General features: G+C 71.8%; 25 protein-coding genes. 18 read left to right on the top strand and 7 right to left on the bottom strand.

The genetic code is table 11. The features are described from left to right. Nucleotides 1–103: 103 nt before the first annotated feature. Nucleotides 104–904, top strand: coding sequence for a CPBP family intramembrane glutamic endopeptidase (locus MKW14_RS22770; protein ID WP_240864961.1), 801 nt, complete (start codon nt 104–106; stop codon nt 902–904). On the opposite strand, the gene MKW14_RS22765 is transcribed toward MKW14_RS22770, so the two are convergent. Further along, a complete protein-coding gene (locus MKW14_RS22765) occupies nt 901–1,710 on the bottom strand; it encodes a PhzF family phenazine biosynthesis protein (RefSeq protein ID WP_240864960.1) in 810 nt (269 codons plus the stop codon). The genes MKW14_RS22770 and MKW14_RS22765 overlap by 4 nt on opposite strands. A 206-nt stretch (nt 1,711–1,916) precedes the next feature. Here MKW14_RS22765 and MKW14_RS22760 point away from each other — a divergent pair, with 206 nt between their 5' ends. The 5 genes from MKW14_RS22760 (at nt 1,917) to MKW14_RS22740 (ending at nt 5,926) form a co-directional block, all read left to right on the top strand. Next, nucleotides 1,917–2,702: a cyclase family protein gene (locus tag MKW14_RS22760; RefSeq protein ID WP_240864959.1), complete on the top strand. Its 786-nt coding sequence runs from the start codon at nt 1,917–1,919 to the stop codon at nt 2,700–2,702. Beyond that, nucleotides 2,699–4,339 carry a thiamine pyrophosphate-binding protein gene (locus tag MKW14_RS22755; protein WP_240864958.1) on the top strand — a complete coding sequence of 547 codons (1,641 nt, stop codon included), beginning with the start codon at nt 2,699–2,701 and terminating at the stop codon, nt 4,337–4,339. Before MKW14_RS22760 ends, MKW14_RS22755 begins: the two co-directional genes overlap by 4 nt. Next, nucleotides 4,336–4,848 (top strand): HAD domain-containing protein, encoded by a 513-nt coding sequence (locus tag MKW14_RS22750; RefSeq protein ID WP_240864957.1) that lies wholly within the window; start codon nt 4,336–4,338, stop codon nt 4,846–4,848. The genes MKW14_RS22755 and MKW14_RS22750 overlap by 4 nt, the downstream gene beginning before the upstream one ends. A 61-nt stretch (nt 4,849–4,909) precedes the next feature. Beyond that, nucleotides 4,910–5,167 carry a hypothetical protein gene (locus MKW14_RS22745; RefSeq protein WP_240864955.1) on the top strand — a complete coding sequence of 86 codons (258 nt, stop codon included), beginning with the start codon at nt 4,910–4,912 and terminating at the stop codon, nt 5,165–5,167. Between the two features lie 120 nt (nt 5,168–5,287). After that, nucleotides 5,288–5,926, top strand: coding sequence for a PadR family transcriptional regulator (locus MKW14_RS22740; RefSeq protein WP_240864954.1), 639 nt, complete (start codon nt 5,288–5,290; stop codon nt 5,924–5,926). A 63-nt stretch (nt 5,927–5,989) separates the two neighbouring features. Here the strand turns inward: MKW14_RS22740 and MKW14_RS22735 are convergent, their stop codons facing one another. Beyond that, nucleotides 5,990–6,418 carry a type II toxin-antitoxin system Rv0910 family toxin gene (locus tag MKW14_RS22735; protein WP_240864953.1) on the bottom strand — a complete coding sequence of 143 codons (429 nt, stop codon included), beginning with the start codon at nt 6,416–6,418 and terminating at the stop codon, nt 5,990–5,992. Between the two features lie 341 nt (nt 6,419–6,759). Between MKW14_RS22735 and MKW14_RS22730 the strand changes: the two genes are divergently transcribed. After that, nucleotides 6,760–7,305 (top strand): Clp protease N-terminal domain-containing protein, encoded by a 546-nt coding sequence (locus MKW14_RS22730; RefSeq protein ID WP_240864952.1) that lies wholly within the window; start codon nt 6,760–6,762, stop codon nt 7,303–7,305. 72 nt (nt 7,306–7,377) lie between these two features. After that, entirely contained in the window at nt 7,378–8,382 is a 1,005-nt protein-coding gene (locus tag MKW14_RS22725; protein ID WP_240864951.1) for an EamA family transporter, read from the top strand. Nucleotides 8,383–8,460: 78 nt separating this feature from the next. Here the strand turns inward: MKW14_RS22725 and MKW14_RS22720 are convergent, their stop codons facing one another. Together MKW14_RS22720 and MKW14_RS22715 are read right to left on the bottom strand one after the other, a co-directional pair. Continuing rightward, on the bottom strand, nt 8,461–9,090 hold the full coding sequence (locus MKW14_RS22720) for an FMN-binding negative transcriptional regulator (RefSeq protein ID WP_240864950.1): 630 nt from the start codon (nt 9,088–9,090) through the stop codon (nt 8,461–8,463). Further along, nucleotides 9,090–9,773 (bottom strand): pyridoxamine 5'-phosphate oxidase family protein, encoded by a 684-nt coding sequence (locus MKW14_RS22715; RefSeq protein WP_240864949.1) that lies wholly within the window; start codon nt 9,771–9,773, stop codon nt 9,090–9,092. The genes MKW14_RS22720 and MKW14_RS22715 overlap by 1 nt, the downstream gene beginning before the upstream one ends. Before the next feature lie 86 nt (nt 9,774–9,859). Between MKW14_RS22715 and MKW14_RS22710 the strand changes: the two genes are divergently transcribed. Then, complete coding sequence (locus tag MKW14_RS22710; protein WP_240864948.1) at nt 9,860–11,191, top strand: aminotransferase class I/II-fold pyridoxal phosphate-dependent enzyme; 1,332 nt, start codon at nt 9,860–9,862, stop codon at nt 11,189–11,191. Nucleotides 11,192–11,225: 34 nt separating this feature from the next. Here the strand turns inward: MKW14_RS22710 and MKW14_RS22705 are convergent, their stop codons facing one another. Beyond that, complete coding sequence (locus MKW14_RS22705) at nt 11,226–12,155, bottom strand: DMT family transporter (protein WP_374116586.1); 930 nt, start codon at nt 12,153–12,155, stop codon at nt 11,226–11,228. 74 nt (nt 12,156–12,229) lie between these two features. Between MKW14_RS22705 and MKW14_RS22700 the strand changes: the two genes are divergently transcribed. Continuing rightward, nucleotides 12,230–13,132: a LysR family transcriptional regulator gene (locus tag MKW14_RS22700; protein WP_240864946.1), complete on the top strand. Its 903-nt coding sequence runs from the start codon at nt 12,230–12,232 to the stop codon at nt 13,130–13,132. 34 nt (nt 13,133–13,166) lie between these two features. Here MKW14_RS22700 and MKW14_RS22695 read toward each other — a convergent pair whose 3' ends face one another. Further along, nucleotides 13,167–13,634 (bottom strand): pyridoxamine 5'-phosphate oxidase family protein, encoded by a 468-nt coding sequence (locus MKW14_RS22695; protein ID WP_133047503.1) that lies wholly within the window; start codon nt 13,632–13,634, stop codon nt 13,167–13,169. A gap of 140 nt (nt 13,635–13,774) precedes the next feature. Between MKW14_RS22695 and MKW14_RS22690 the strand changes: the two genes are divergently transcribed. Then, on the top strand, nt 13,775–14,431 hold the full coding sequence (locus tag MKW14_RS22690) for a cysteine hydrolase family protein (RefSeq protein WP_240864945.1): 657 nt from the start codon (nt 13,775–13,777) through the stop codon (nt 14,429–14,431). Here the strand turns inward: MKW14_RS22690 and MKW14_RS22685 are convergent. Further along, nucleotides 14,418–14,924, bottom strand: coding sequence for a Rieske (2Fe-2S) protein (locus tag MKW14_RS22685; protein WP_240864944.1), 507 nt, complete (start codon nt 14,922–14,924; stop codon nt 14,418–14,420). The genes MKW14_RS22690 and MKW14_RS22685 overlap by 14 nt on opposite strands. Nucleotides 14,925–15,079: 155 nt before the next feature. On the opposite strand from MKW14_RS22685, the gene MKW14_RS22680 reads away from it, so the two are divergent. The 7 genes from MKW14_RS22680 (at nt 15,080) to MKW14_RS22650 (ending at nt 21,167) form a co-directional block, all read left to right on the top strand. Next, nucleotides 15,080–15,844: a HipA family kinase gene (locus tag MKW14_RS22680; RefSeq protein ID WP_240864943.1), complete on the top strand. Its 765-nt coding sequence runs from the start codon at nt 15,080–15,082 to the stop codon at nt 15,842–15,844. Beyond that, nucleotides 15,841–16,290 carry a DUF3037 domain-containing protein gene (locus tag MKW14_RS22675; RefSeq protein WP_240864942.1) on the top strand — a complete coding sequence of 150 codons (450 nt, stop codon included), beginning with the start codon at nt 15,841–15,843 and terminating at the stop codon, nt 16,288–16,290. The genes MKW14_RS22680 and MKW14_RS22675 overlap by 4 nt, the downstream gene beginning before the upstream one ends. Before the next feature lie 125 nt (nt 16,291–16,415). After that, nucleotides 16,416–17,177 carry a 3-oxoacyl-ACP reductase FabG gene (fabG, locus tag MKW14_RS22670; protein ID WP_240864941.1) on the top strand — a complete coding sequence of 254 codons (762 nt, stop codon included), beginning with the start codon at nt 16,416–16,418 and terminating at the stop codon, nt 17,175–17,177. Nucleotides 17,178–17,198: 21 nt separating this feature from the next. Beyond that, a complete protein-coding gene (locus MKW14_RS22665; RefSeq protein ID WP_240864940.1) occupies nt 17,199–17,951 on the top strand; it encodes an SDR family oxidoreductase in 753 nt (250 codons plus the stop codon). Between the two features lie 211 nt (nt 17,952–18,162). Then, nucleotides 18,163–19,746 (top strand): ABC transporter substrate-binding protein, encoded by a 1,584-nt coding sequence (locus MKW14_RS22660; protein WP_240864939.1) that lies wholly within the window; start codon nt 18,163–18,165, stop codon nt 19,744–19,746. Between the two features lie 105 nt (nt 19,747–19,851). Next, entirely contained in the window at nt 19,852–20,535 is a 684-nt protein-coding gene (gene ung / locus MKW14_RS22655) for a uracil-DNA glycosylase (RefSeq protein ID WP_240864938.1), read from the top strand. A 149-nt stretch (nt 20,536–20,684) separates the two neighbouring features. Continuing rightward, the gene (locus MKW14_RS22650; protein WP_276621545.1) at nt 20,685–21,167 is read left to right on the top strand and encodes a hypothetical protein; all 483 of its coding nucleotides are present in this window, start codon (nt 20,685–20,687) and stop codon (nt 21,165–21,167) included. The last annotated feature ends 6 nt before the right edge of the window (nt 21,168–21,173 follow it).

Raw genomic sequence — 21,173 nt, 5'->3', positions numbered from 1 at the left:
CCGTCCCCCCAACGGCCTGTCACGCACGATCTTCGCAACTTCTTTCGAGACCCTAGCGGCGTGACGGTGGCGATGAGGCGGGATTACTGAAGTGGAGTCAAGTGTGCAGGCAGAGACGAGTGGGGTGGCCGATTCTTTTCCGCCCGAGCGGCTTTCGCGACGGATCTTCCGGGACGAGACCCTGCTCGTTCTGGGGCTTTCGCTCGGTGCGAGCGGTGTGTCCGCCCTGATCAGCTTTGTCGGATCGGTCACGAAACCGGGCGGTCTGAAGGACCAGGCGGCGACCATGAACGCCTCGGCCGCGCCGGGCCGCCCCTGGCTGGATCTCGCCTGGCAGCTGTTCGGGATCGCCACCGCCCTGGTCCCGGTCGCGCTCGTCGCCCATCTGCTCCTGCGCGAGGGCGGAAGCCTGCGCACCATCGGGTTCGACCGGACCCGCCCCTGGCCCGACCTCGCCCGCGGCGCCGCGATCGCGGCGGTGATCGGCAGCACCGGGATCGCCTTCTACCTGGCCGCCCGCGGTCTCGGCGCCAACCTCACCGTGGTGCCCGAGGCCCTGCCCTCCGTCTGGTGGAAGTACCCGGTGCTGATCCTCTCCGCGATCCAGAACGCGGTCCTGGAGGAGGTCATCGTGGTCGGCTATCTGCTGCGCCGGCTGGGGCAGCTGGGCTGGACACCGGGAGCCGCGCTGGTGGCCAGTTCCGTACTGCGCGGCAGCTACCACCTCTACCAGGGCATCGGCGGCTTCCTCGGCAACATGGTGATGGGCGTGGTCTTCGTCTACCTGTACCGACGGTGGGGGCGGGTCGGCCCCCTGGTGGTGGCGCATTCCCTGCTCGACATCGGGGCGTTCGTCGGCTACGCGCTCCTGGCCGGCAAGGTGGGCTGGCTGCCGACCGCCTAGGCCAGCAGTTCGCCGTCGATGACGGTGACCGCGCGGCCGGAGAGCAGGGTGCGGTCGCCGCGCAGCTCGGTGCGGACGCGGCCGGAGCGACGGGAGGCCTGGAGGCCGGTGAGGACGGGGCTGCCCAGGCGCTGCGACCAGAAGGGGGCGAGCGCGGTGTGGGCGCTGCCGGTGACCGGGTCCTCGTCGATGCCGACGTTCGGGAAGAAGCAGCGCGAGACGAAGTCGTAGCCCCGGGCGGGGTCCTCGGCGCGGGCCGTGGCGATGATGCCGCGCTCGGAGTAGGCGCCCAGCGTCCTGAGGTCGGGGGACAGGCCGTGGATCGTCTTCTCGTCCGCGAGCTCCACGAGCAGGTCACCGATGTTCGGTCCGGTGTCGAAGACGGAGAGCGGCTGTGCGCCCAGTGCCTCGGCGACCCCGTCCGGCGCCTCGACCGGGGTGAGCGGGGCCGTCGGGAAGTCCAGCGTGATCGACCCGTCCTCCCGGGGTGTCGCGACGAGCACGCCGCTGCGGGTCGTGAAGCGCACGGCGCCCTCGTGCGCGCCGGTGGAGTGCAGTACGTGGGCGGTGGCGAGGGTGGCGTGGCCGCACATGGCGACCTCGGTGGTCGGCGTGAACCACCTGAGCGCCCAGTCGGCCTCGCCGCCGCCGGGCAGCGGGTGTGCGAACGCCGTCTCCGCGTGGTTCACCTCCAGCGCGATCCGCTGCAGCCGCTCGTCGTCCGGGAAGGCGTCGAGGAGCAGCACCCCGGCCGGGTTGCCTGCGAAGGGACGGTCCGTGAAGGCGTCGACGATTCGGATACGCATGTCTTCGACGCTAGGACCACGTGGCTCCCGTGCCCAAGGCCAATTCCCGACCACTGGCCTGATTCCGGGACTGCCGTCGCCGTCCTGCCGGTTGATGCCGCGCCTCCGGCTTGCCGGTTCATGCTGCGCCTCTGGACGATCCGGGAGACGCTGACACCCTGTACCAGACAGGCGTTGCCAGTTCCGCCCCGTTCCAGGAGGCCGTCATGTCCCAGTCGTCCGTGCTCGCCGCGCTGCTGTCCGGGCTGCGGAGCGGATCCATCGAGCTCGTCGACCTCACCCAGCCGCTCTCGCCCTCCACTCCCGTGATCCAACTGCCGCCGCAGTTCGGGCAGACGCAGGTCTTCGAGCTGGAGGAGATCAGCCGGTACGACGACCGTGGACCCGCCTGGTACTGGAACAACTTCCGCAGCGGCGAGCACACCGGCACCCACTTCGACGCCCCGGTCCACTGGGTGACCGGCAGGGACCTCGCGGACGTTGCCTCCGTCCCCACCGGTCGGCTCATCGCGCCCGCGGCCGTGCTGGACTTCTCCGAACAGGCCGCCAAGGACCCCGACTTCCTCGTCGAGGTGGACCACATCAAGGCCTGGGAGGCCGACAACGGCCCCTTGCCCGAAGGGGGTTGGCTACTGCTGCGCACCGGATGGGACGCGCGTTCGCGCTCACAGGAAGAGTTCCTCAACGCCGACGAGAACGGCCCGCACACCCCCGGCCTCTCCCCGGAGTGCGCGCGCTGGGTCGCCAAGGAGTCCCCGGTCATCGGCCTCGGCACGGAGACCGTCGGCACGGACGCGGGGCGGGCGCACTCCTTCGAGCCGGCGTTCCCCTGCCACTCCTACCTCCTGGGCGCCGACAAGTACGGGCTCACCCAGCTGCAGAACCTCGCCGCCCTGCCCCCGACCGGCGCAGTCGTCATCGCGGGACCGCTGCCGATCGTCAGCGGCTCCGGCGCCCCGGCGCGCGTCCTGGCCCTGGTGGAGCGGTCGTGAAGGTCGCCGAGGCCGTCGGCCGGGCCCTGACCGCGGCCGGGGTCGACCAGGTCTTCGGTGTCGTCGGCTCGGGCAACTTCCACCTCACCAACGCCATGGTGGCCGCGGGCGCCCGCTTCGTCGCCGCCCGGCACGAGGGAGGCGCGGCGACCATGGCCGACGCCTACGCCCGCACCAGCGGTACGGTCGCCGCGCTCAGCGTCCACCAGGGGCCCGGCCTGACCAACGCCCTGACCGGCATCACCGAGGCCGCCAAGAGCCGTACGCCGCTGCTCGTGCTGGCCGCCGAGGCGACCGCGCGGCACTCCAACTTCCGTGTCGAACAGGCTGTGTTGGCGCACTCCGTCGGTGCCGTCTCGGCCCGCGTGACCACGGCGCACGACGCGGTCGACCAGGCCCGCGCCGCCCTGCGCCGCGCGGTGCACGAACGCCGCACGGTCCTGCTCAACCTCCCCCTGGAGGTACAGGCCCTGGACGTGCCCGACGGGATCTCCCTCGACGCCGTGCCCCTGCCCGGACCGGAACCCGTCGAGCCCTCGCAGCGGGCGGTCGCCGACCTCGCAGGCGCCCTCGCGCGCGCCCGGCGACCGGTCTTCGTCGCCGGGCGCGGCGCCCGCACCCCGGCCGCCCGCGACGCGCTGACCGCCCTCGCCGACCGCCACGGCGCCCTGCTGGCCACCTCCGCCGTCGCGCGCGGCCTCTTCCACGGCAGCCCGTGGTCCCTCGACGTCTCCGGCGGCTTCGCGTCGCCCCTCGCGGCCGAACTGATCCAGGGCGCCGACCTGATCGTCGGGTGGGGCTGCGCGCTGAACATGTGGACCATGCGGCACGGCAAGCTCATCGGCGCCGGGGCGACGGTCGTGCAGGTCGACGACGACCCGGAGGCGCTCGGCGCGCACCGGGAGATCGCCCTCGGCGTCACCGGAGACGTGACCCGTACGGCCGTGCGGGCGTTGGAGGCGGCGGGCGAGGAGCGGGACGGATACCGCACTCCCGATGTCGCCGAGGCGCTCGCGGCGCGGGTGCGGTGGCGGGACGTGCCGTACGAGGACGAGAGCACCCGGGACCGGATCGACCCGCGCACGCTCAGCATCGCCCTCGACGACATGCTGCCCGCCGAGCGGATCGTCGGGGTGGACTCGGGCAACTTCATGGGCTACCCGAGCGCGTACCTGTCCGTGCCGGACCAGGACGGCTTCTGCTTCACGCAGGCGTTCCAGTCCATCGGCCTGGGGCTCGCCACGACGATCGGCGCGGCCCTGGCCCGCCCGGACCGGCTGCCGGTCGCCGCGCTGGGCGACGGGGGTGCGCTGATGAGCGCGGTGGAGCTCGACACCGTGCGCCGCCTGGGGCTGCCGATGGTGGTGGTCGTCTACAACGACGAGGCGTACGGCGCCGAGGTCCACCACTTCGGCCCCGAAGGCCACCCCCTCGACACGGTCGTCTTCCCGGAGACGGACATCGCCGCGATCGCCCGCGGCTACGGCTTCGAGGCGGCGACGGTACGCACCACCGCCGACCTCAAGGCGGTGGCGGACTGGGTGACCGGCCCCCGCACGGCCCCCCTCCTCGTGGACGCCAAGGTGACCCGAGACCGGGGCTCCTGGTGGCTGGAGGAGGCGTTCCGAGGCCATTGACCGGATCCACGGGCGACCGCCCGCTGCTGTTCCTGGACGTCGACGGAACGCTCCTGCCCTACCGCGGAGCCCGGCTTCCCACGACCCCCGAGGGATGGGCCGACTGGCAGGACGTGTCGAATCCCCACCTGGCGCAGCTCGATCCACGCCATGGCCCGCGGCTGCTCGCCCTGCCCTGCGCGCTGATATGGGCCACCGCGTGGATGGGCGACGCGAACAGGGTGATCGCGCCTGTGCTCGGACTGCCGGACCTTCCGTTGGCCGACCTGCCGGCCGCGCCGGACGAGTACGAGCCCGGCGTACTGAACTGGAAGACCGTGGCGCTCGTGCGGGTCGCCGCCGGCCGGCCCTTCGTGTGGGCCGACGACTCGGTCACGGATCTCGATCGGGAGTGGGTGTCGGCTCATCATCGCGGGCACGCCCTCCTTCACCGCGTCGATGCCATGACGGGCCTCGTGGACGCGGACTTCGTGGCCGTGGCCGAGTGGCTTCGGGATCGCCAGTGCTGAGCAGGTGGCCCGAGGGTCCGCCGCTGATCCGGAAGCGGCGCGGGAGCGGTACGACTCCGACATGCGGTCGGTGCGCAAGGCACTGCGAGAGGCGATCAGGGCAGATCTGCCTGCCGCGCACTTCGGTCTGGGGATCGTCATCGTCGCGAGCGTGTTCGTGGGCTTGCTCGTGGGGCCTGTCGCCGGGGTCCTTGTAGCCGGCGCCTTTGCTGCTCTGTTCCTCGTTGCTCTGGTGGTCATGTTCATTCGCGGGCTCCGAGGTCTGGACACGGGGCGCCGGGCCTATCTCTTCACCTTTGGTTGGGCGAACTGGGTGTAGGCCCCGCCCGTCAGCAGCAGCAGCCGCCGCCGTCCGTCCGGGCCGGGGGTTGTCATGCGAGCTGTTCCGATATATCGTTGACGCATCGCGACAGATCAACGAATGGATGGAGTGATTGCGATGCGTTCCCATGGATTCGAGCGTGGACACGGTGGACCCGGCCCTCGTGGGCGGGGCGGTTTCGAGGGGCGGCGGGGTGCCTTCGGGCCCTTCGGGCCCGGTGGTCCGGGCGGTGACCCGCGTGGCGGCTTCGGTTTCGGCGGACCCGGGTTCGGTCCGGGCCCCTGGGGGCCGCGAGGGCGTGGCGGGCCGAGGGGCAGGGCACGGCGAGGTGACGTACGCGCGTCGATCCTGGCCCTGCTCAAGGAACGTCCGATGCACGGTTACGAGATGATCCAGGAGATCGCCGAGCGCAGCGGCGGGGCATGGAAGCCCAGCCCCGGCTCGGTGTACCCCACCCTCCAACTGCTGGAGGACGAGGGTCTGATCGCCAGCGCGAGTGAGGGCGGCAAGAAGCTGTTCTCGCTCACCGAGTCCGGCCGCGCCGCGGCCGACGAGGGCCCGGACGCGCCCTGGGAGGAAGCCTCCCGCGGTATCGACTTCGAGGCGCTCGGTGAGATCCGTCAGGCCGGCTTCGGTCTGATGGAGGCCTTCGGCCAGGTCTGGAAGACCGGCAGCAAGGACCAGCGCGACAAGGCGCTGGCCGTCATCAACGAGGCCCGCAAGAAGCTGTACCTGATCCTCGCCGACGAGGACTGAACGTCCAACGGCGACGCAGGCGCCCCGCGGAATCGTCCGCGGGGCGCCCGTCCGTGCCCGGGGTCAGGACACCAGCCCCGCCAGCTTGCGCAGCGACTCGTTGAGGGCGGCCGTGCCCGAGTCCCTGAGCTTGCCCGCCATCAGGGTCACCGCGGCGCCCGTGAACTCCCCCTCGATACGGACCTTCGTGGCGTCGCCGTCCGGGGTGAGGGTGTAGCGGGTGGCGAGGCTCACCGCCATCGGCCCCTTGCCCGTGATGACGAAGCGCCGGGCCGGTTCCACTTCCGAGACGGTCCACTCGACCTCGGCCGGGAAGCCCATCAGCTTCATGTTCTCCTGGAAGGTCGCGCCCACCTCCAGCGCCGCCGGGCCGCCCTGCGGAAAGCTGGTGTGGGTGGCGTTCCACTCGCCGTACGCGGGCCAGTCCGTGAGCTGCGCCCACACCTTCTCGGCCGGCGCCTCGATCCGTGCCTCCGCGCTGATTTCGGGCATGCGACCACCTCTTCGTGTCGGGCTGTGGTGTCGCGGAAAGTAACCGCAGGGATCGCAACATTCAATACTGACGAGGCGTCAGAAATTGTGCACGCGCGCGGGACGGCGCTTTCGTCATACGTCCCCCGGGGCGTCCACCCGGTACCCGTACCGCTTGCCGTCCACGACCGGCAGGGACACATCCGGTGCGCGGCAGGATGGCGCGCGCCCCTCCGGGTAAAGCCACCTGATCTCATCCGCAAGGAGGAGATTCCGGCGTACGCCGTCCACTCTCCGTGGGACGCCGAAATGGTTCCCCCCGGGGATGACCGCGGACGCCGGGGACTGATGGGGTGGGGGATGTGCCACCCCGTATACCCCGACAGCAGGCCGAGGAGCCGGCCGTCGGCCCTCGCCCGGACAACGATGCCAAGCTCAGCGCCGCACTGGCAGCGGTGGTCTCGGGTGCCCGCCGCCGCGCGGTCCGCGACGGGGACCGGCAGATCGACACCGCCCATCTGCTGCACTCGCTCCTGGAGTACGACCCCGATGTGCGCGCCGTCTTCGACGACGGCGCGGAGAACGCCCGGCTGCTCGGCTATCTCGTGCAGCGCAGCATCGGCTACGGGCTGCGCTGGCAGGGCTCGGTCGAGGACTCCGGCGCCGTGCCCGTGGTGGCCGGGAGCGCGGGCTTCTCGCCGCTGGCCGCCGGCGCCATGGAGGACGCCGCCGCGCGCGCCGCCCACCGCGGCGAGGACGCGGCGCTCGGCGTCGACCTGCTCGCGGCGATCCTCGCGGACCCGCAGGCGCGGGCCGTCGAGGTGCTGGCCCGCGCCGGAATCGACCCGTACGAGGTGCTCGCCCGAATCGAGGACCGGCTCACCCGGCCGGAGTGGTCCGGCCAGTGACGGGCGCCGGACCGTCCATCCGGTGAGACAGGTGTCATCGGGGGTGACGCTCCTGTCGACGCCTGTCATCATGTGCCGGTGCGTACCTCACAGAGCAGTCAGGCCGGTCGCGGCAAGGGCGTCGGGCTCGGGCTCGCGCTCGTGTCCGCGCTCGCCTTCGGAGGGTCCGGCGTCGCGGCGAAACCGCTGATCGAGGCCGGACTCGACCCGCTGCACGTGGTGTGGCTGCGGGTGACCGGCGCGGCCCTGGTGATGCTGCCGGTCGCGGTGCGTCACCGCACGCTGCTGTTCCGCCGCCCGGCCCTGCTCGCCGGGTTCGGCCTGCTCGCGGTGGCCGGTGTGCAGGCCTGCTACTTCGCCGCGCTTTCCCGCATCCCCGTCGGGGTCGCGCTGCTCGTGGAGTACCTCGCGCCCGCCCTGGTGCTGGGCTGGGTGCGGTTCGTGCAGCGGCGGCCGGTGACCCGCGCCGCCGCGGCGGGAGTCGTCCTCGCGGTCGGCGGTCTGGCCTGTGTGGTCGAGGTCTGGTCGGGCCTGAGCTTCGACGTCTTCGGCCTGCTGCTCGCGCTCGGCGCCGCCTGCTGTCAGGTCGGCTACTTCGTCCTGTCCGACCAGGGCAGCGACGCCGGGGACGAGGCTCCGGACCCACTGGGCGTCATCGCCTACGGCCTGCTGATCGGCGCCCTCCTGCTTACGGCTGTCGCCCGCCCCTGGTCCATGGACTGGTCGGTGCTGTCCGGCACCGCGCACATGAACGGCACCCCGGTCTCCGCAGGCCTGCTGCTGGCGTGGATCGTGCTGATCGCGACCGTCCTCGCCTACGTCACCGGCGTGCTGTCGGTACGCCGGCTCTCGCCGCAGGTCGCGGGCGTCGTGGCCTGCCTGGAAGCGGTCATAGCGACCGTCCTGGCCTGGGTGCTGCTCGGCGAGCACCTCTCGGCACCGCAGATCGCGGGCGGCGCGGTCGTCCTCGTGGGCGCCTTCATCGCCCAGTCCTCCGCGCCGGCCAAGCCCTCCCCGGACCCGGTGGCCGGCGGCGGCCCGGAACGCGAGCTGTCGGCCCGGGGAACGGCCACCTAGCCGGAGCGGGTGTGCGGAGAGGGGCCCACCCCCGTGCGGCCCCTCCCTCAATGATCAGCGCCGGTACGGCAGTTGGTGTCACACCCCGTGCCTGCGCGCCAGATGCGCACGCGCGGCCGTGTCACGCGGACCGCCTCGCTGCGTCAGCGCCGCCGCCACCCGTTCGTGCACCTCGGGCTTGTGGTTGGCGTACTTGAACTTCGCGCGGACGTCCACGACGTCGAGCCGCACCCCGCGCAGACCGGCGAGCATCCTGCCGTACGGCACCTCGCCCACCGCCACGCGCGCCGAGCCGCCCTCCGGCTGGAAGTGGTCGACCAGGCGGTTGAGCAGCTCGGCCTTCTCCGCCGGATCGTCCACCAGATGGGCGCGGCACCGGAGCTGGACCGCCGCGCAGTAGCTCGTCGGCGTGCCGTGCTCGGATGGTGTGCCGGGCATGGCCTGCCAGTAGCCCGGCGCGTACACGTAGTCGTCGACCACGCTCAGCACGACGTCCGGGTTCGCCTCCAGCGCCGGCCACAGCGGGTTGGGCCGGGCCAGGTGGGTCAGGACCTCGCCGCGTCCGGCGTCGTAGAGGAAGTGCAGCGGCTGTACGTAAGGTGCTTCGCCGGGCAGTCCGTTGACGGCGAGCTGTCCGAAGTCGTGGACCGCGAGCCACCGCTGCCACTCCGAGTCGTCGTGTGCCGCGTCCCAGGGGTGGATCAGCATCAGCGGACCGTCAGGTAGTCGGGGAGCCCGATGCCGGGCGTCAGGTCCGCGTCGGCCACGGGGGCGTCGTACCCCTTGCGCAGGGGGACGAGCCCGGCCCAGTGGGGGAGGGGGAGGTCCGCGGGCTCGTCGTTCACGCCGCCGGTGCGGAGCTTGGCGGAGACCTCGTCGAGGTCGAGGCGGATGACGGCGGTGGCCGCGAGTTCCTTCTTGTTCGCGGGGCGCGAGTCGGCGGCGCGGCCCGGCACGACGTGGTCGACCAGCGCGTCCAGGGCCGCCCGCTTCTCCTCGGGGTCCGTGACGTCGTGGGCGATGCCGTGGACCACGACGGAGCGGTAGTTGATCGAGTGGTGGAAGGCGGAGCGGGCCAGGACCAGCGCGTCGACGTGTGTCACGGTCAGGCAGACCGGGAGGCCCGGGTCGGCCTGTCCGGTCATCCGCAGCGGACGCGAGCCCGTCGAGCCGTGGACGTACAGCCGCTCGCCGACCCGCCCGTAGAGAGTCGGCAGGACCACCGGCCGCCCGTCGCGGACGAAGCCCAGGTGGCAGACGTATCCCTCGTCGAGTATCGAGTGCACCAATTCCCTGTCGTACGACGCCCGGTCCGCCGAGCGCGTGGGGACGGTGCGGTCGGTCGGCGTGTAGGCGGCGGGCGGCGACGTCGGCTGGGCGGTCCCCTGCATGGCGTTCTCCAGAACTCGTTGCTTCGTCGTGCGGTGGTCTGCTTCTCGCCTTGCGGCGCTAATTGCACTAGTGCATAATCTGCTTTGTGCTAGGAGGATATCGGATCGAAGGGCGACGCGCAGCAGAGATTGCGGCGAGCGTCGAGCGCGCGGTGGGTTCGGGAGAGCTGGAACCCGGGCAACCGCTGCCCCCCATGCGGGAGTTGGCGGTCGAGCTGGGGGTGAATCCCAACACCGTCGCGGCCGCGTACCGGATCCTGCGGGAGCGCGGGGTGATCGAGACCGCCGGGCGGCGGGGCAGTCGCGTGCGGTCGAAACCGGCGACCACGGGCCGCGAGTACGCGCGGATGGACGTCCCCGAGGGTGTGCGGGACGTGGCGAGCGGCAATCCTGACCCGGCGCTGCTGCCGCCGCTGGCGAAGGCCTTCGCGGCGGCCGCCGAGCAGGGTGACCGGGATCCCGTGCTGTACGGGGACGCCCTGGTGGAGCCCGAGCTGGCCCGTATCGCCCGTGCGCGACTGGACGCCGACGGTGTGCCGGACGGGCCGCTCGCCGTCGCGTCCGGCTCGCTGGACGCCATCGAGCGGGTGCTCGCGGCCCACCTCAAGCCCGGGGACACCGTGGCCGTCGAGGACCCCGGCTGGGGCAGCCTGCTCGACCTGATCCCGGCGCTCGGACTGCGGACGGCGCCGGTAGGTGTCGACGACGAGGGGCCGCGGGCCGAGGACGTACGGCGGGCCCTGGTGGGCGGTGCACGGGCGCTCGTCGTCACCGACCGCGCCCAGAACCCGACCGGCGCCGCCGTGACCGCCGCACGCGCGCGTGCCCTGCGGGCCGTGCTGCGGGAGCACCCGGAGACCCTGCTGATCGAGGACGACCACGGCCACGGCATCGTCGACCTGCCCCTGCACCCCCTGGCCGGTGTCACCCACCACTGGGCCCTCGTCCGCTCGGTCGCCAAGGCCTACGGCCCCGATCTGCGCCTCGCCGTCCTCACCGGCGACCCCGTCACCGTCGACCGCGTGACCGGCCGGCACCGCCTGGGCCCCGGCTGGGTCAGCCGCATCGTCCAGCGGGCGGTGGTGCACCTGTGGACCGACGACGCCCTCGACCCGGACGCGGTGGCGGCCGCCTACCGGGAACGCCGAGACCTGCTGATCGACGCACTCGCCGAGCGGGGCGTCGCCGCGCACGGCCGCAGCGGCCTGAACGTCTGGATCCCGGTCCCCGACGAGACGGGCGCCGTCGCCCGCCTCCTGCACGCCGGCTGGGCGGTGTCACCGGGGGCCCGCTTCCGTATGAGCGCCCCGCCCGGCATCCGCATCACGGTCTCCACCCTCGCACCGGAGGAGACGCCCCCACTGGCGGACGCGGTCGCCCAGGCCCTGGGACCGGCGTCCACGCGTACCTACGTCTGAGCCCGGCCCCGTACCGGCGACGGCGCCCCGCGTCTCAGGCGCGTCGGCGCACCTGGGTCAGTGCCGCGCCCGCCAGGACGATCACCGCGCCCACCGGAGTCGACCAGGTCAGGGACTCGCCGAGGACCGCCACGCCCGCGACGGTCGCGATGACCGGGATGAAGTACGTGACCATCTGGGCCGTGGTGGGGCCGACCTCGGCGACCAGGCCGTACTGGACGAGCACGGCGAGGCCGGTGCCCAGGGCGCCCAGCGCCGCGATCGCGAGAAGGGGGACGGCCGGGAAGCGGGTGGGCAGGGAGGTGAACAGCGGGGTCACGAAGGCCAGTTGGAGGGTGGCCAGCAGCAACTGGGCGCCCGTCAGGGAGAGGTTCGAGTGGCTGGAGCCGGCCAGGGTGCGGCGGACGTAGATCCAGCCGACGGGGTAGCTCAGCGAGGCCGTCAGGGCCATCGCCGTGCCCGTCGCGTCCAGGCCGTGGAAGCCCTGCCATGCGCCGAGGACCGTCAGGACGCCGAGGAAGCCGATGCCGAGCCCCGCGACCCGGACGCGGGTCGGCCGGTCCTCCGAGAGGGCGACCAGGGACAGGGCCATGCCCCACAGCGGCGAGGTCGCGTTGCAGATGCCCGCCAGTGTCGAGGGGATCGTCAGCTCGGAGTAGGCGAAGAGCGAGAACGGCAGGGCGTTGAGCAGGAAGGCCGCGACCGTCAGATGCGCCCAGGTGCGCGGGCCCCGCGGCAGCCGCTCCCGCTTCACCGCCATCGCCCCCGCGAGCACCGCCGTACCGAACACCAGCCGCCCCAGGGTGACGTGGAACGGTGCGTAGCCCTGGGTGCCGACCTTGATGAGGAGGAAGCTGAAGCCCCAGATCAGGGACAGCGCGCCGAAGCGCAGACGCCAGTCGAGGGCGGGGCGGCGGGCGGCGGGGCGGACGGGGGTCCGGGTGGTCGCGGTGGCGGTGGTCATGGCCGTAACGATGCTGGACAGCACCTCGTAGCACAATCGAGATTTCGCGCGAGATATCTCGTAGCATCGCTTACATGTTGAACCTGGAGCGCCTGCGCACCCTCGACGCCCTCGCCCGGCACGGCTCGGTCAGCGGCGCGGCCGAGGGGCTGCACATCACGACCTCGGCCGTCTCCCAGCAGATGGCCAAGCTGGAGCGGGAGGTGGGCCAGCGGCTGCTGGCCAAGAACGGCCGGGGGGTGCGGCTCACGGACGCGGGCCGGCTGCTCGCCGAGCACGCGGCCCGGATCCTGTCGCAGGTCGAGCTCGCCCAGTCCGATCTGGAGGCGCAGCGCGGGCAGGTGGTCGGCGAGCTGCGGCTGGTCGCGTTCCCGACGGCCCTGCGCGGACTCTTCCCGGCCGCCCTCGCCGCCCTGCGCGACGACCACCCGGCGCTGCGGGTGCGCTCGCGGGAGCTGGAGCCGGAGGAGGGCGTGAACGCGGTCCTGAGGGGCGACGCCGACCTCGCCGTGGTCCTGGACTGGTACAACAAGCCGCTGCCCATGCCCGACGGGCTGGCGAAGGCGCCACTCCTCGACGACCCGGTGGAGATCGCCATGCCCGCGGGGCACCCGCTGGCCGGCCGGGACGACGTCGACCTGGACGACTTCGGCGAGGACGAGTGGGTGGTCTGGCCGGAGGGCGAGTTCTGCCACGAATGGCTGCTCTACACCCTGCGCAGCAAGGGCATCGAGCCGCGGATCGCCCATCGCGCCGAGGAGCACCACACCCAACTCGCCCTGGTTGAGGCCGGGTTGGGGGTGTGTGTCGCGCCGCGGCTGGGCCGCGACCCGATGCCGGCCGGAGTGCGGGCCGTGCCCGTGCGGCACCGCGTGCACCGGTACGTCTACGCCGTGTGGCGCGCGGACGCCGACCGCCGCCCGTCGATCCGGGCGGCGGTGGAGGCGCTGCAGGAGGCGGCGGAGAAGGCCGGCTGATCCCGACGTGCCTGCCTTCTCCCGATCAACTCGCCTACGCGCCCCCCAGCTTGCGGAAGTCCCAGGACACGATCTTCTCGGGCGTCAGCCGGATCCAGGCGTGCCGCCCGTCGTGCGGCATCTCCTCCAGGCCGAAGTTCTTGCGGGCGAACAGGGTCTCGGGGACGTCGAGTTCGGCGCACAGCTCGCCGGTGCGCGGGAACTCGCCCACGAACTCCACGGTCCCCGACAGCTCCACGCCGCGCAGCTCGTCGTAGTCCTCGCCCGAGTCCACCACGATCGCGACCCGCGGGTCCCGCCGCAGGTCGGTCCACCGCTTGCTGCGCACCACCGAGTACAGCCAGACCGAGGTGCCGTCCCAGGCGAACCACAGCGCGCTGACATGCGGGGCCCCGCCCGCCGACACGGTGGCCACCCGGCAGGTGCGCTGGCCGGTGAGGAACTCGTCCAGCTCGCCCGGCGTCATCATGATCTTGCGGCCGCGGCGCTGAGTGACGGTCATGCGTCCCCCTCTTCTCTCACGAAGTGCCAGAGGGTCCGGTGATCCTCTGACATCACGTCAGAAAAGCATGGGTCGTCTTCCGTCCATGCGCAATGGTCGCTACTCTCGCCCGCTCCAGCCGCCCGCGACGAGGGGGAACCGTGCCGTCCCGCGAACAGCTCAGCGAACTCCTCGATCCGGCCACCACCGTGCTGCTCACCGTCGAGTGTCAGCAGGGTGTCGTCGGCCCGGACAGCGCCCTGCCGGAACTCGCCCTCGAGGCACGCCGTTCGGGCGCCCTCGCCAACGTGGCGCGGCTCGTGTCCGCCGCGCACCAGAGCGGCGTCCAGGTCGTCCACGCCATCGCCGAGCGCCGCCCCGACGGACGCGGCGCCAACCGCAACGCCCGCCTCTTCCGCGCCGCCGAACGGCTGCCCGTCCAGCAGCTGTCCGGCACCACGGCGGTGCGCGTGGCGGCCCCCATCGAGGTGGCCGAGGAGGACCTCGTGGTACGGCGGCTGCACGGGTTGTCGCCGATCCAGGGCACCGACGTCGACGCGCTGCTGCGCAACCTGGGCTGCCGCACGCTCGTCGTGGCCGGAGTCTCGGCCAACGTGGCCGTCCCCAACGCCGTCTTCGACGCGGTCAACCGCGGCTACACGGTCGTGGTGCCCTCCGACGCGATAGCGGGAGTGCCCTCCGAGTACACCCCCGCGATGATCCGTAACACCCTCGCCCTGGTCGCCACGGTCGTGACCACGGCGGAGGTGCTGGGCTGCCTCGAAGGGCCGCGGCGGGCGCGGATCAGGCCAGCGTGATCGAGTCGCCGCTCACGGTGACGTTCTGGGCCGCGAGACCGGTCGTGGCCGGGCCCTTCTTCACGCTGCCGTCCGTCACCGAGAACTCGCTGCCGTGGCAGGGACAGACGATGACGCCGTTGGCGATGCTGGAGACCGCGCACCCCTGGTGCGGGCACTTGGTCGAGAAGGCCTTGAAGGTGCCCGAGGCCGGCTGGGTGACCACCACGGACTTGTCCTTGAAGATCTTGCCGCCGCCCTCCGGGATGTCGGCGGTCTTGGCCAGGGCCGTGCCGCCGCCGGAGCCGGTGGAGGCGCTCGCGCTCGCGTCGCCGCCGGCTCCGGCTCCGGTGCTCGCGTTCGCGCCGGCCTGGGTGTCCGAGGGGCTGGAGGAGTTGTCGTCGGAGGATCCGCACGCGGTCAGCGCGACGGCCAGTCCGGCGGCGCCGACCGCCGCCACGACGGTACGCCGGGCCGGCGCCGGGACGGGCTGGAGCGGTTCGCTGGTCGTCATGCTGACGTTTCCCTTCGTTGTGGGGTTTGTGGATCGTCCAGGGGTACGGCGTTCGCGCACGGGTTGTTCAGACGATGTCGAGATCTAAACGCGTTCGAGTTCAGGGCGGGGTAAACCAGAGCTGTCGGTTCGCTGTCGGCCAGTAACCTGGGGCGATGCTCAAGGAAGTGATCGCGACCCGCTTCATCACGCCCCTGCGTGAGGGCGGCTCGCTGCCGGGGCTCGTCGAGGCCGACGACTTCGGGACGTACGTGATGAAGTTCACCGGCGCCGGTCAGGGCCGCAAGACGCTCGTCGCGGAGGTGATCTGCGGGGAACTCGCCCGCCGGCTGGGCTTCCGGATGCCCCGCCTGGTCACGATCGGCCTCGATCCGGTGCTGGGGCTCGGTGAGCCCGAGCAGCAGGTGCAGGACCTGCTGCGGGCGAGCGGCGGCACCAACCTCGGCATGGACTTCCTCTCCGGCGCCCTCGGCTTCGACCCGCTCGCCTTCCAGGTGAGCCCCGAGGAGGCCGGACGCGTCCTCTGGTTCGACGCCCTGATCAACAACGTCGACCGGTCCTGGCGCAACCCCAACCTGCTGGTCCGGCACGGCGAACTGTGGCTCATCGACCACGGCGCCACCATGATCTGGCATCACAACTGGCCCGGCGCCGACGCCTCGGCCGCCCGCCCCTACGACGCCTCCGACCACGCCCTCGCCCGCTTCCGCCCCGACCTCGCGGGCGCCGCCGCCGATCTCGCCCCGCACGTCACCGAGGACCTGCTGGCCGAGGTGACCGCGGAGATCCCGGACGTCTGGCTGGCCGACGAGCCCGGCTTCGACACCCCGGACGGGCTCCGGCACGCCTACGCGCGCGTGCTGCTCGCCCGCGCCGCCGACGTCCACACGCGCGTGACCGGAATCGAGGAGGGCAAGTGACCGAGCGCCACATCCACATGGCCGGCTCCGTGGTCGAGCGGCACATCATCCGCGGCAGCGAGGCCAACGACCGGGACGTCTTCGAGTACGCCCTGCTGCGGGTCGTGCCCCGCGTCGAACGCGGCGAGTGCATCAACGCGGGCGTGCTGCTCTACTGCCGCGCCCAGCGGTACGTCGGCGCCCGCACTCATCTCGACGAGGCGCGGCTGCTGGCCCTGGACCCGGGGGCCGACGTGGCCGGGATCCGGGCGGCGCTCGCGGCCGTCGAGCGGGTCTGCGGCGGGGGAGAGGGGGCGGGGCAGGCCGCCGGTGAGGACGCCGGACGGCGCTTTCGCTGGCTCATCGCGCCGCGCTCCACGGTCGTGCAGCCCGGGCCGGTGCACACTGGGCTCACCACCGATCCGGCGGCCGAGACCGAGCGGTTGCTCGACCTGCTGGTGAGGTAATGGATCACACCGCAGCCGCGTGACGTTGACACCGGGTGCCATGGCTTCTAGCGTCACGTGCGACGAAGGTACTAAGCGGTCGCTCACCGGGCCGCGGGTTCTCTCAAGGGCGAGGAGAAGCAGCAATGTCCACCACTGAGCAGCGGGTCGCCGTGGTCACCGGCGCGGCGCGCGGCATCGGCGCCGCCACCGCCGTACGACTGGCCGCCGAGGGTCGCGCGGTCGCCGTGATCGACCTCGACGAGGCCGCCTGCAAGGACACCGTGGAGAAGATCACCGCGGCCGGCGGCAGGGCGCTCGCGGTCGGCGCCGACGTCTCCGACGAGGCGCAGGTCGAAGCCGCGATCGCGCGCGTGGTCGAGGAGCTGGGCGCACCGACGATCCTGGTCAACAACGCGGGCGTGCTGCGCGACAACCTGCTGTTCAAGATGAGCGTCTCCGACTGGGACACCGTCATGAACGTCCACCTGCGCGGAGCCTTCCTGATGTCGAAGGCCGTTCAGAAGCACATGGTCGACGCGGGCTTCGGCCGGATCGTCAACCTGTCCTCCTCCTCGGCGCTCGGCAACCGGGGCCAGGTCAACTACTCGGCCGCCAAGGCCGGTCTGCAGGGCTTCACCAAGACCCTAGCCAAGGAGCTCGGCAAGTTCGGCATCACCGCCAACGCCGTCGCCCCCGGCTTTATCGCCACCGAGATGACCAAGGCCACCGCCGAGCGCGTCGGCATGGGCTTCGAGGACTTCAAGGCCGCGGCCGCCACCCAGATCCCGGTCGCGCGCGTGGGCGAGCCGGACGACATCGCCAACGCCATCGCCTTCTTCACCGGCGAGGCGGCCGGGTTCGTCTCCGGCCAGGTGCTGTACGTCGCCGGCGGCCCCCTCGACTAGGTTCGACCAGGAGTAACGGACATGACTGAACTCTCCGGCAAGGTCGCCGTCGTCACCGGCGCCAGCCGCGGCATCGGCTACGGCGTCGCCGAGGCGCTCGTCGCCCGCGGCGACCGCGTGACCATCACCGGCCGCAACGAGGACGCCCTCAAGGAGGCCGTCGAGAAGCTCGGTGCCGACCGGGTCATCGGCGTCGCCGGCAAGGCGCACGACCTGGACCACCAGACCGAGGTCGTCGAGCGCACCATGGAGGCCTTCGGCCGCGTCGACTTCCTGGTCAACAACGCCGGCACCAACCCGGTGTTCGGCCCGATCGCCGACCTCGACCTGGACGTGGCCCGCAAGGTCTTCGAGACCAACGTGATCTCCGCGCTCGGCTTCGCCCAGAAGACCTGGCACGCCTGGCAGAAGGACAACGGCGGCGCCATCGTCAACATCGCCTCCGTCGCCGGTCTCGCGCCCTCGCCCTTCATCGCCGCCTACGGCGTCAGCAAGGCCGCGCTGATCAACCTCACCCAGCAGCTGGCGCACGAGTTCGCGCCGAAGGTGCGGGTCAACGCGATCGCCCCGGCCGTGGTGAAGACCCAGTTCGCCAAGGCCCTCTACGAGGGCCGGGAGGCGGAGGCGGCCGCCGCCTACCCGCTGGCCCGGCTCGGCGTGCCCTCCGACATCGGCGGCGCCGCCGCGTTCCTCACCTCCGAGCAGTCGGACTGGGTCACCGGCCAGACGCTCGTGGTCGACGGCGGCATCTTCCTGAACGCCGGCGTCTCCTGACAAAGGCGTTGCGACTGTAACGATCGGGCACCCGAGGGCGCCGTTTCCTTGACGGGAACGGCGCCCTCGTCGTCGTACGGGAAAGGCATGGGGAAATGACAACGTCGTCATAAAGATGCTGATCAAGGGCCCTGTGCGACACGGGTTGAACTCCCGTCACACTGCGGTATGGTCTGCCGACCCTTGGTACGGCAGATCGAGGAGCGAGCGCGTGTTCAACCGGAACCGAGGCCTGCGGCGAACGGCGGCCATCGCGTCCCTATCGACCCTGGTGGCCGGGTGCGGCGTCCTCTCGTCGGACTCCTCCGACAGCACCGGACCGATCACGGTCGGGACGACGAGCGCCCCCAGCACCCTGGACCCGGCGGCGTCCTGGGACCAGTCGTGGGAGCTGTTCCGCAACATCTACCAGACGCTGCTCAGCTACCCCGTCGGCGCGACCACCCCGCAGCCGGACGCCGCCGACAACTGCCGCTTCACCGACAGTTCGAACACGACGTACCGATGCGAGCTGCGCAAGGGGCTGAAGTTCTCCGACGGACACGCCCTCGACGCCCAGGCCGTCAAGTACTCCATCGACCGCATCCGGAAGATCAACCTCAACGGCGGTCCCGCCGGGCTCCTCGGCAGCCTCGACCGCGTGCAGGCGCTGGGCGACACGGAGGTCGTCTTCCACCTCGACAAGCCCGACGCGACCTTCCCCTTCGTGCTCGCCACCCCCGCGATGTCCATCGTGGACCCCGCGAAGTACCCGGCCGCCGCCCTGCGCAAGGACGACAAGGTCGACGGCTCGGGGCCCTACACGCTGCAGTCGTACGAGGACGGCAAGAAGGCCGAACTCGTCCGGAACGGCACCTACAAGGGCTACGCCGACCGCAAGAACGACGCGGTGACCATCCGCTACTACCGCGAGTCGGCCCCGATGGTCGCCGACCTGCGCAAGGGCACCCTCGACGTCGCCTTCCGCGGACTGGACGCCGACGACGTCGTCGATCTGCAGAAGCACGACGCGAACGGCAAGCTCAACATCAACGAGGGCGCCGGCATCGAGATCAACTACCTGGTGTTCAACCCCAAGGACCCCTGGGCCGGCAATCTCGCGGTCCGCAAGGCCGTCGCCCAGATCGTCGACCGGGGCGCGATCGCGCACAAGGTCTACAAGGACACCGTCGAGCCGCTGTACTCCATGGTCCCGAAGGGGCTGACCGGCCACACGACCGACTTCTTCGACGACTTCGGCAGCCCCAGCGTCAGCAAGGCCCGCAGGATCCTCACCGACGCGGGCATCGGGCAGCGCGTCCCGCTCACCCTCTGGTACACCACCGACCGCTACGGCTCCTCCACGGGGCTGGAGTTCGCCGAGCTCAAGCGCCAGCTGGAGGCCTCGGGCCTGTTCACGGTCACCCTCAGGAGCCGGCCCTGGAAGACGTATGTGACCGGCTACCAGCAGGGCGAGTACCCGGTGTTCGGGCGCGGCTGGTTCCCCGACTTCCCCGACCCGGACAACTTCATCGCCCCCTTCGTCGGCGACCAGAACGCGCTCGGCACGCCCTACCCGGCGCCCGAGATCACCGGGCGGCTGCTGCCCGAGTCCCGGCGGCAGAGCGACCGCGCCGACGTCGTCCAGGAGTTCGAGAGGGCCCAGCAGGTGCTCGTCCGCGACGCCCGGCTGCTGCCGCTGTGGCAGGGCAAGCAGTACGTCGCCGCCAGCGACGACATCTCCGGCGCGGAGCAGGCGCTGGACCCGTCGACGATCATGATGATGTGGCAGCTGTACCGCAAGACCAGCTGGTAGACGGGGTACTTCGGGCGGCGGCGGGTCAATGTCAGTGGTCGCCTGTAGGTTCTGAGTCCTGGAAGTGACCGCACGCCGTTTTCCGCACATCGTAAGGACGTTGACGTGACCGACATCGCCATGCTGCCCGAGTCCTGGCGCGGGGTTCTGGGCGACGAACTGCAGCAGCCCTACTTCAAGGAGCTGACGGAGTTCGTCGAGGAGGAGCGGGCGCGCGGTCCCGTCTACCCGCCGCGTGAGGAGGTCTTCGCCGCGCTGGACGCCACGCCCTACGACAAGGTGAAGGTCCTCGTCCTCGGCCAGGACCCGTACCACGGCGAGGGCCAGGGCCACGGGCTGTGCTTCTCGGTCCGCCCGGGCGTCAGGATCCCGCCGTCGCTGCGCAACATCTACAAGGAGATGCACGAGGAGCTGGGCAGCCCCGTCCCCGACAACGGCTATCTGATGCCGTGGGCCGAACAGGGCGTCCTGCTGCTGAACGCGGTGCTCACGGTCCGCTCCGGCGAGGCCAACTCGCACAAGGGCAAGGGCTGGGAGAAGTTCACCGACGCGGTGATCCGCGCGGTGGCCGAGCGGCCCGACCCGGCGGTCTTCGTCCTGTGGGGCAACTACGCGCAGAAGAAGCTGCCGCTGATCGACGAGAGGCGGCACGCGGTGGTCAAGGGAGCGCACCCCTCCCCGCTGTCCGCGAAGAAGTTCTTCGGCTCGCGCCCGTTCACGCAGATCAACGAGGCGGTCGCGGCGCAGGGCCACGAGCCGATCGACTGGACCGTCCCGAACCTGGGCTGAGCACCGCCGGGCCGGTTCCGCGTCGAGCCGGCCCGGTGCCGCCTGCCCGTGATCACCCGGGCCCGGGGTTAGCGTCGACCGGGACAGCCGACGAGTGGGCGGAGTGCGCGGTGGCCAAGGGACCGGAGCAGACGGCGTCGGACGCCGTGATGTCACGGATCGGGCAGGTCGTGATCCTGCAGCACGCGGGCGACCGCGAGGAGGCCCGGGACCGCTTCCTCGCCCTGTGGGCGGAGATCGGCGAGGACGGCGACCCCCTGCACCGCTGCACCCTGGCCCACTACCTGGCCGACGCCCAGGACGACCCGGCCGACGAACTGGCGTGGGACCTGCGGGCGTTGACGGCGGCGGAGGAACTGACCGACGAACGGTCCGCCGAGCACGAGAGCGCGCTCGCGGTACGCGCCCTCTACCCCTCGCTGCACCTCAACCTGGCGGCCGACTACGTCAAGCTCGGCCGCGGCGGCGCCGCCCGCAGCCACCTCCACCGGGCCCGCACGGCCGCCGAGACCCTCGCCCACGACAGCTACGGCGACGGGGTACGGGCGGCCATCACCCGGCTGGAACTGCGCCTCGCCGAGGACGGTCCCGGTGACACGGGCTGGTGGGGGCCGCCCCGGCAGCGGCCGTGAGCGCAC

This window comes from Streptomyces gilvus (assembly GCF_022513565.1).
Taxonomy (GTDB): Bacteria; Actinomycetota; Actinomycetes; order Streptomycetales; family Streptomycetaceae; genus Streptomyces; species Streptomyces gilvus.
This window is presented reverse-complemented; position numbering and strand designations above follow the sequence as displayed.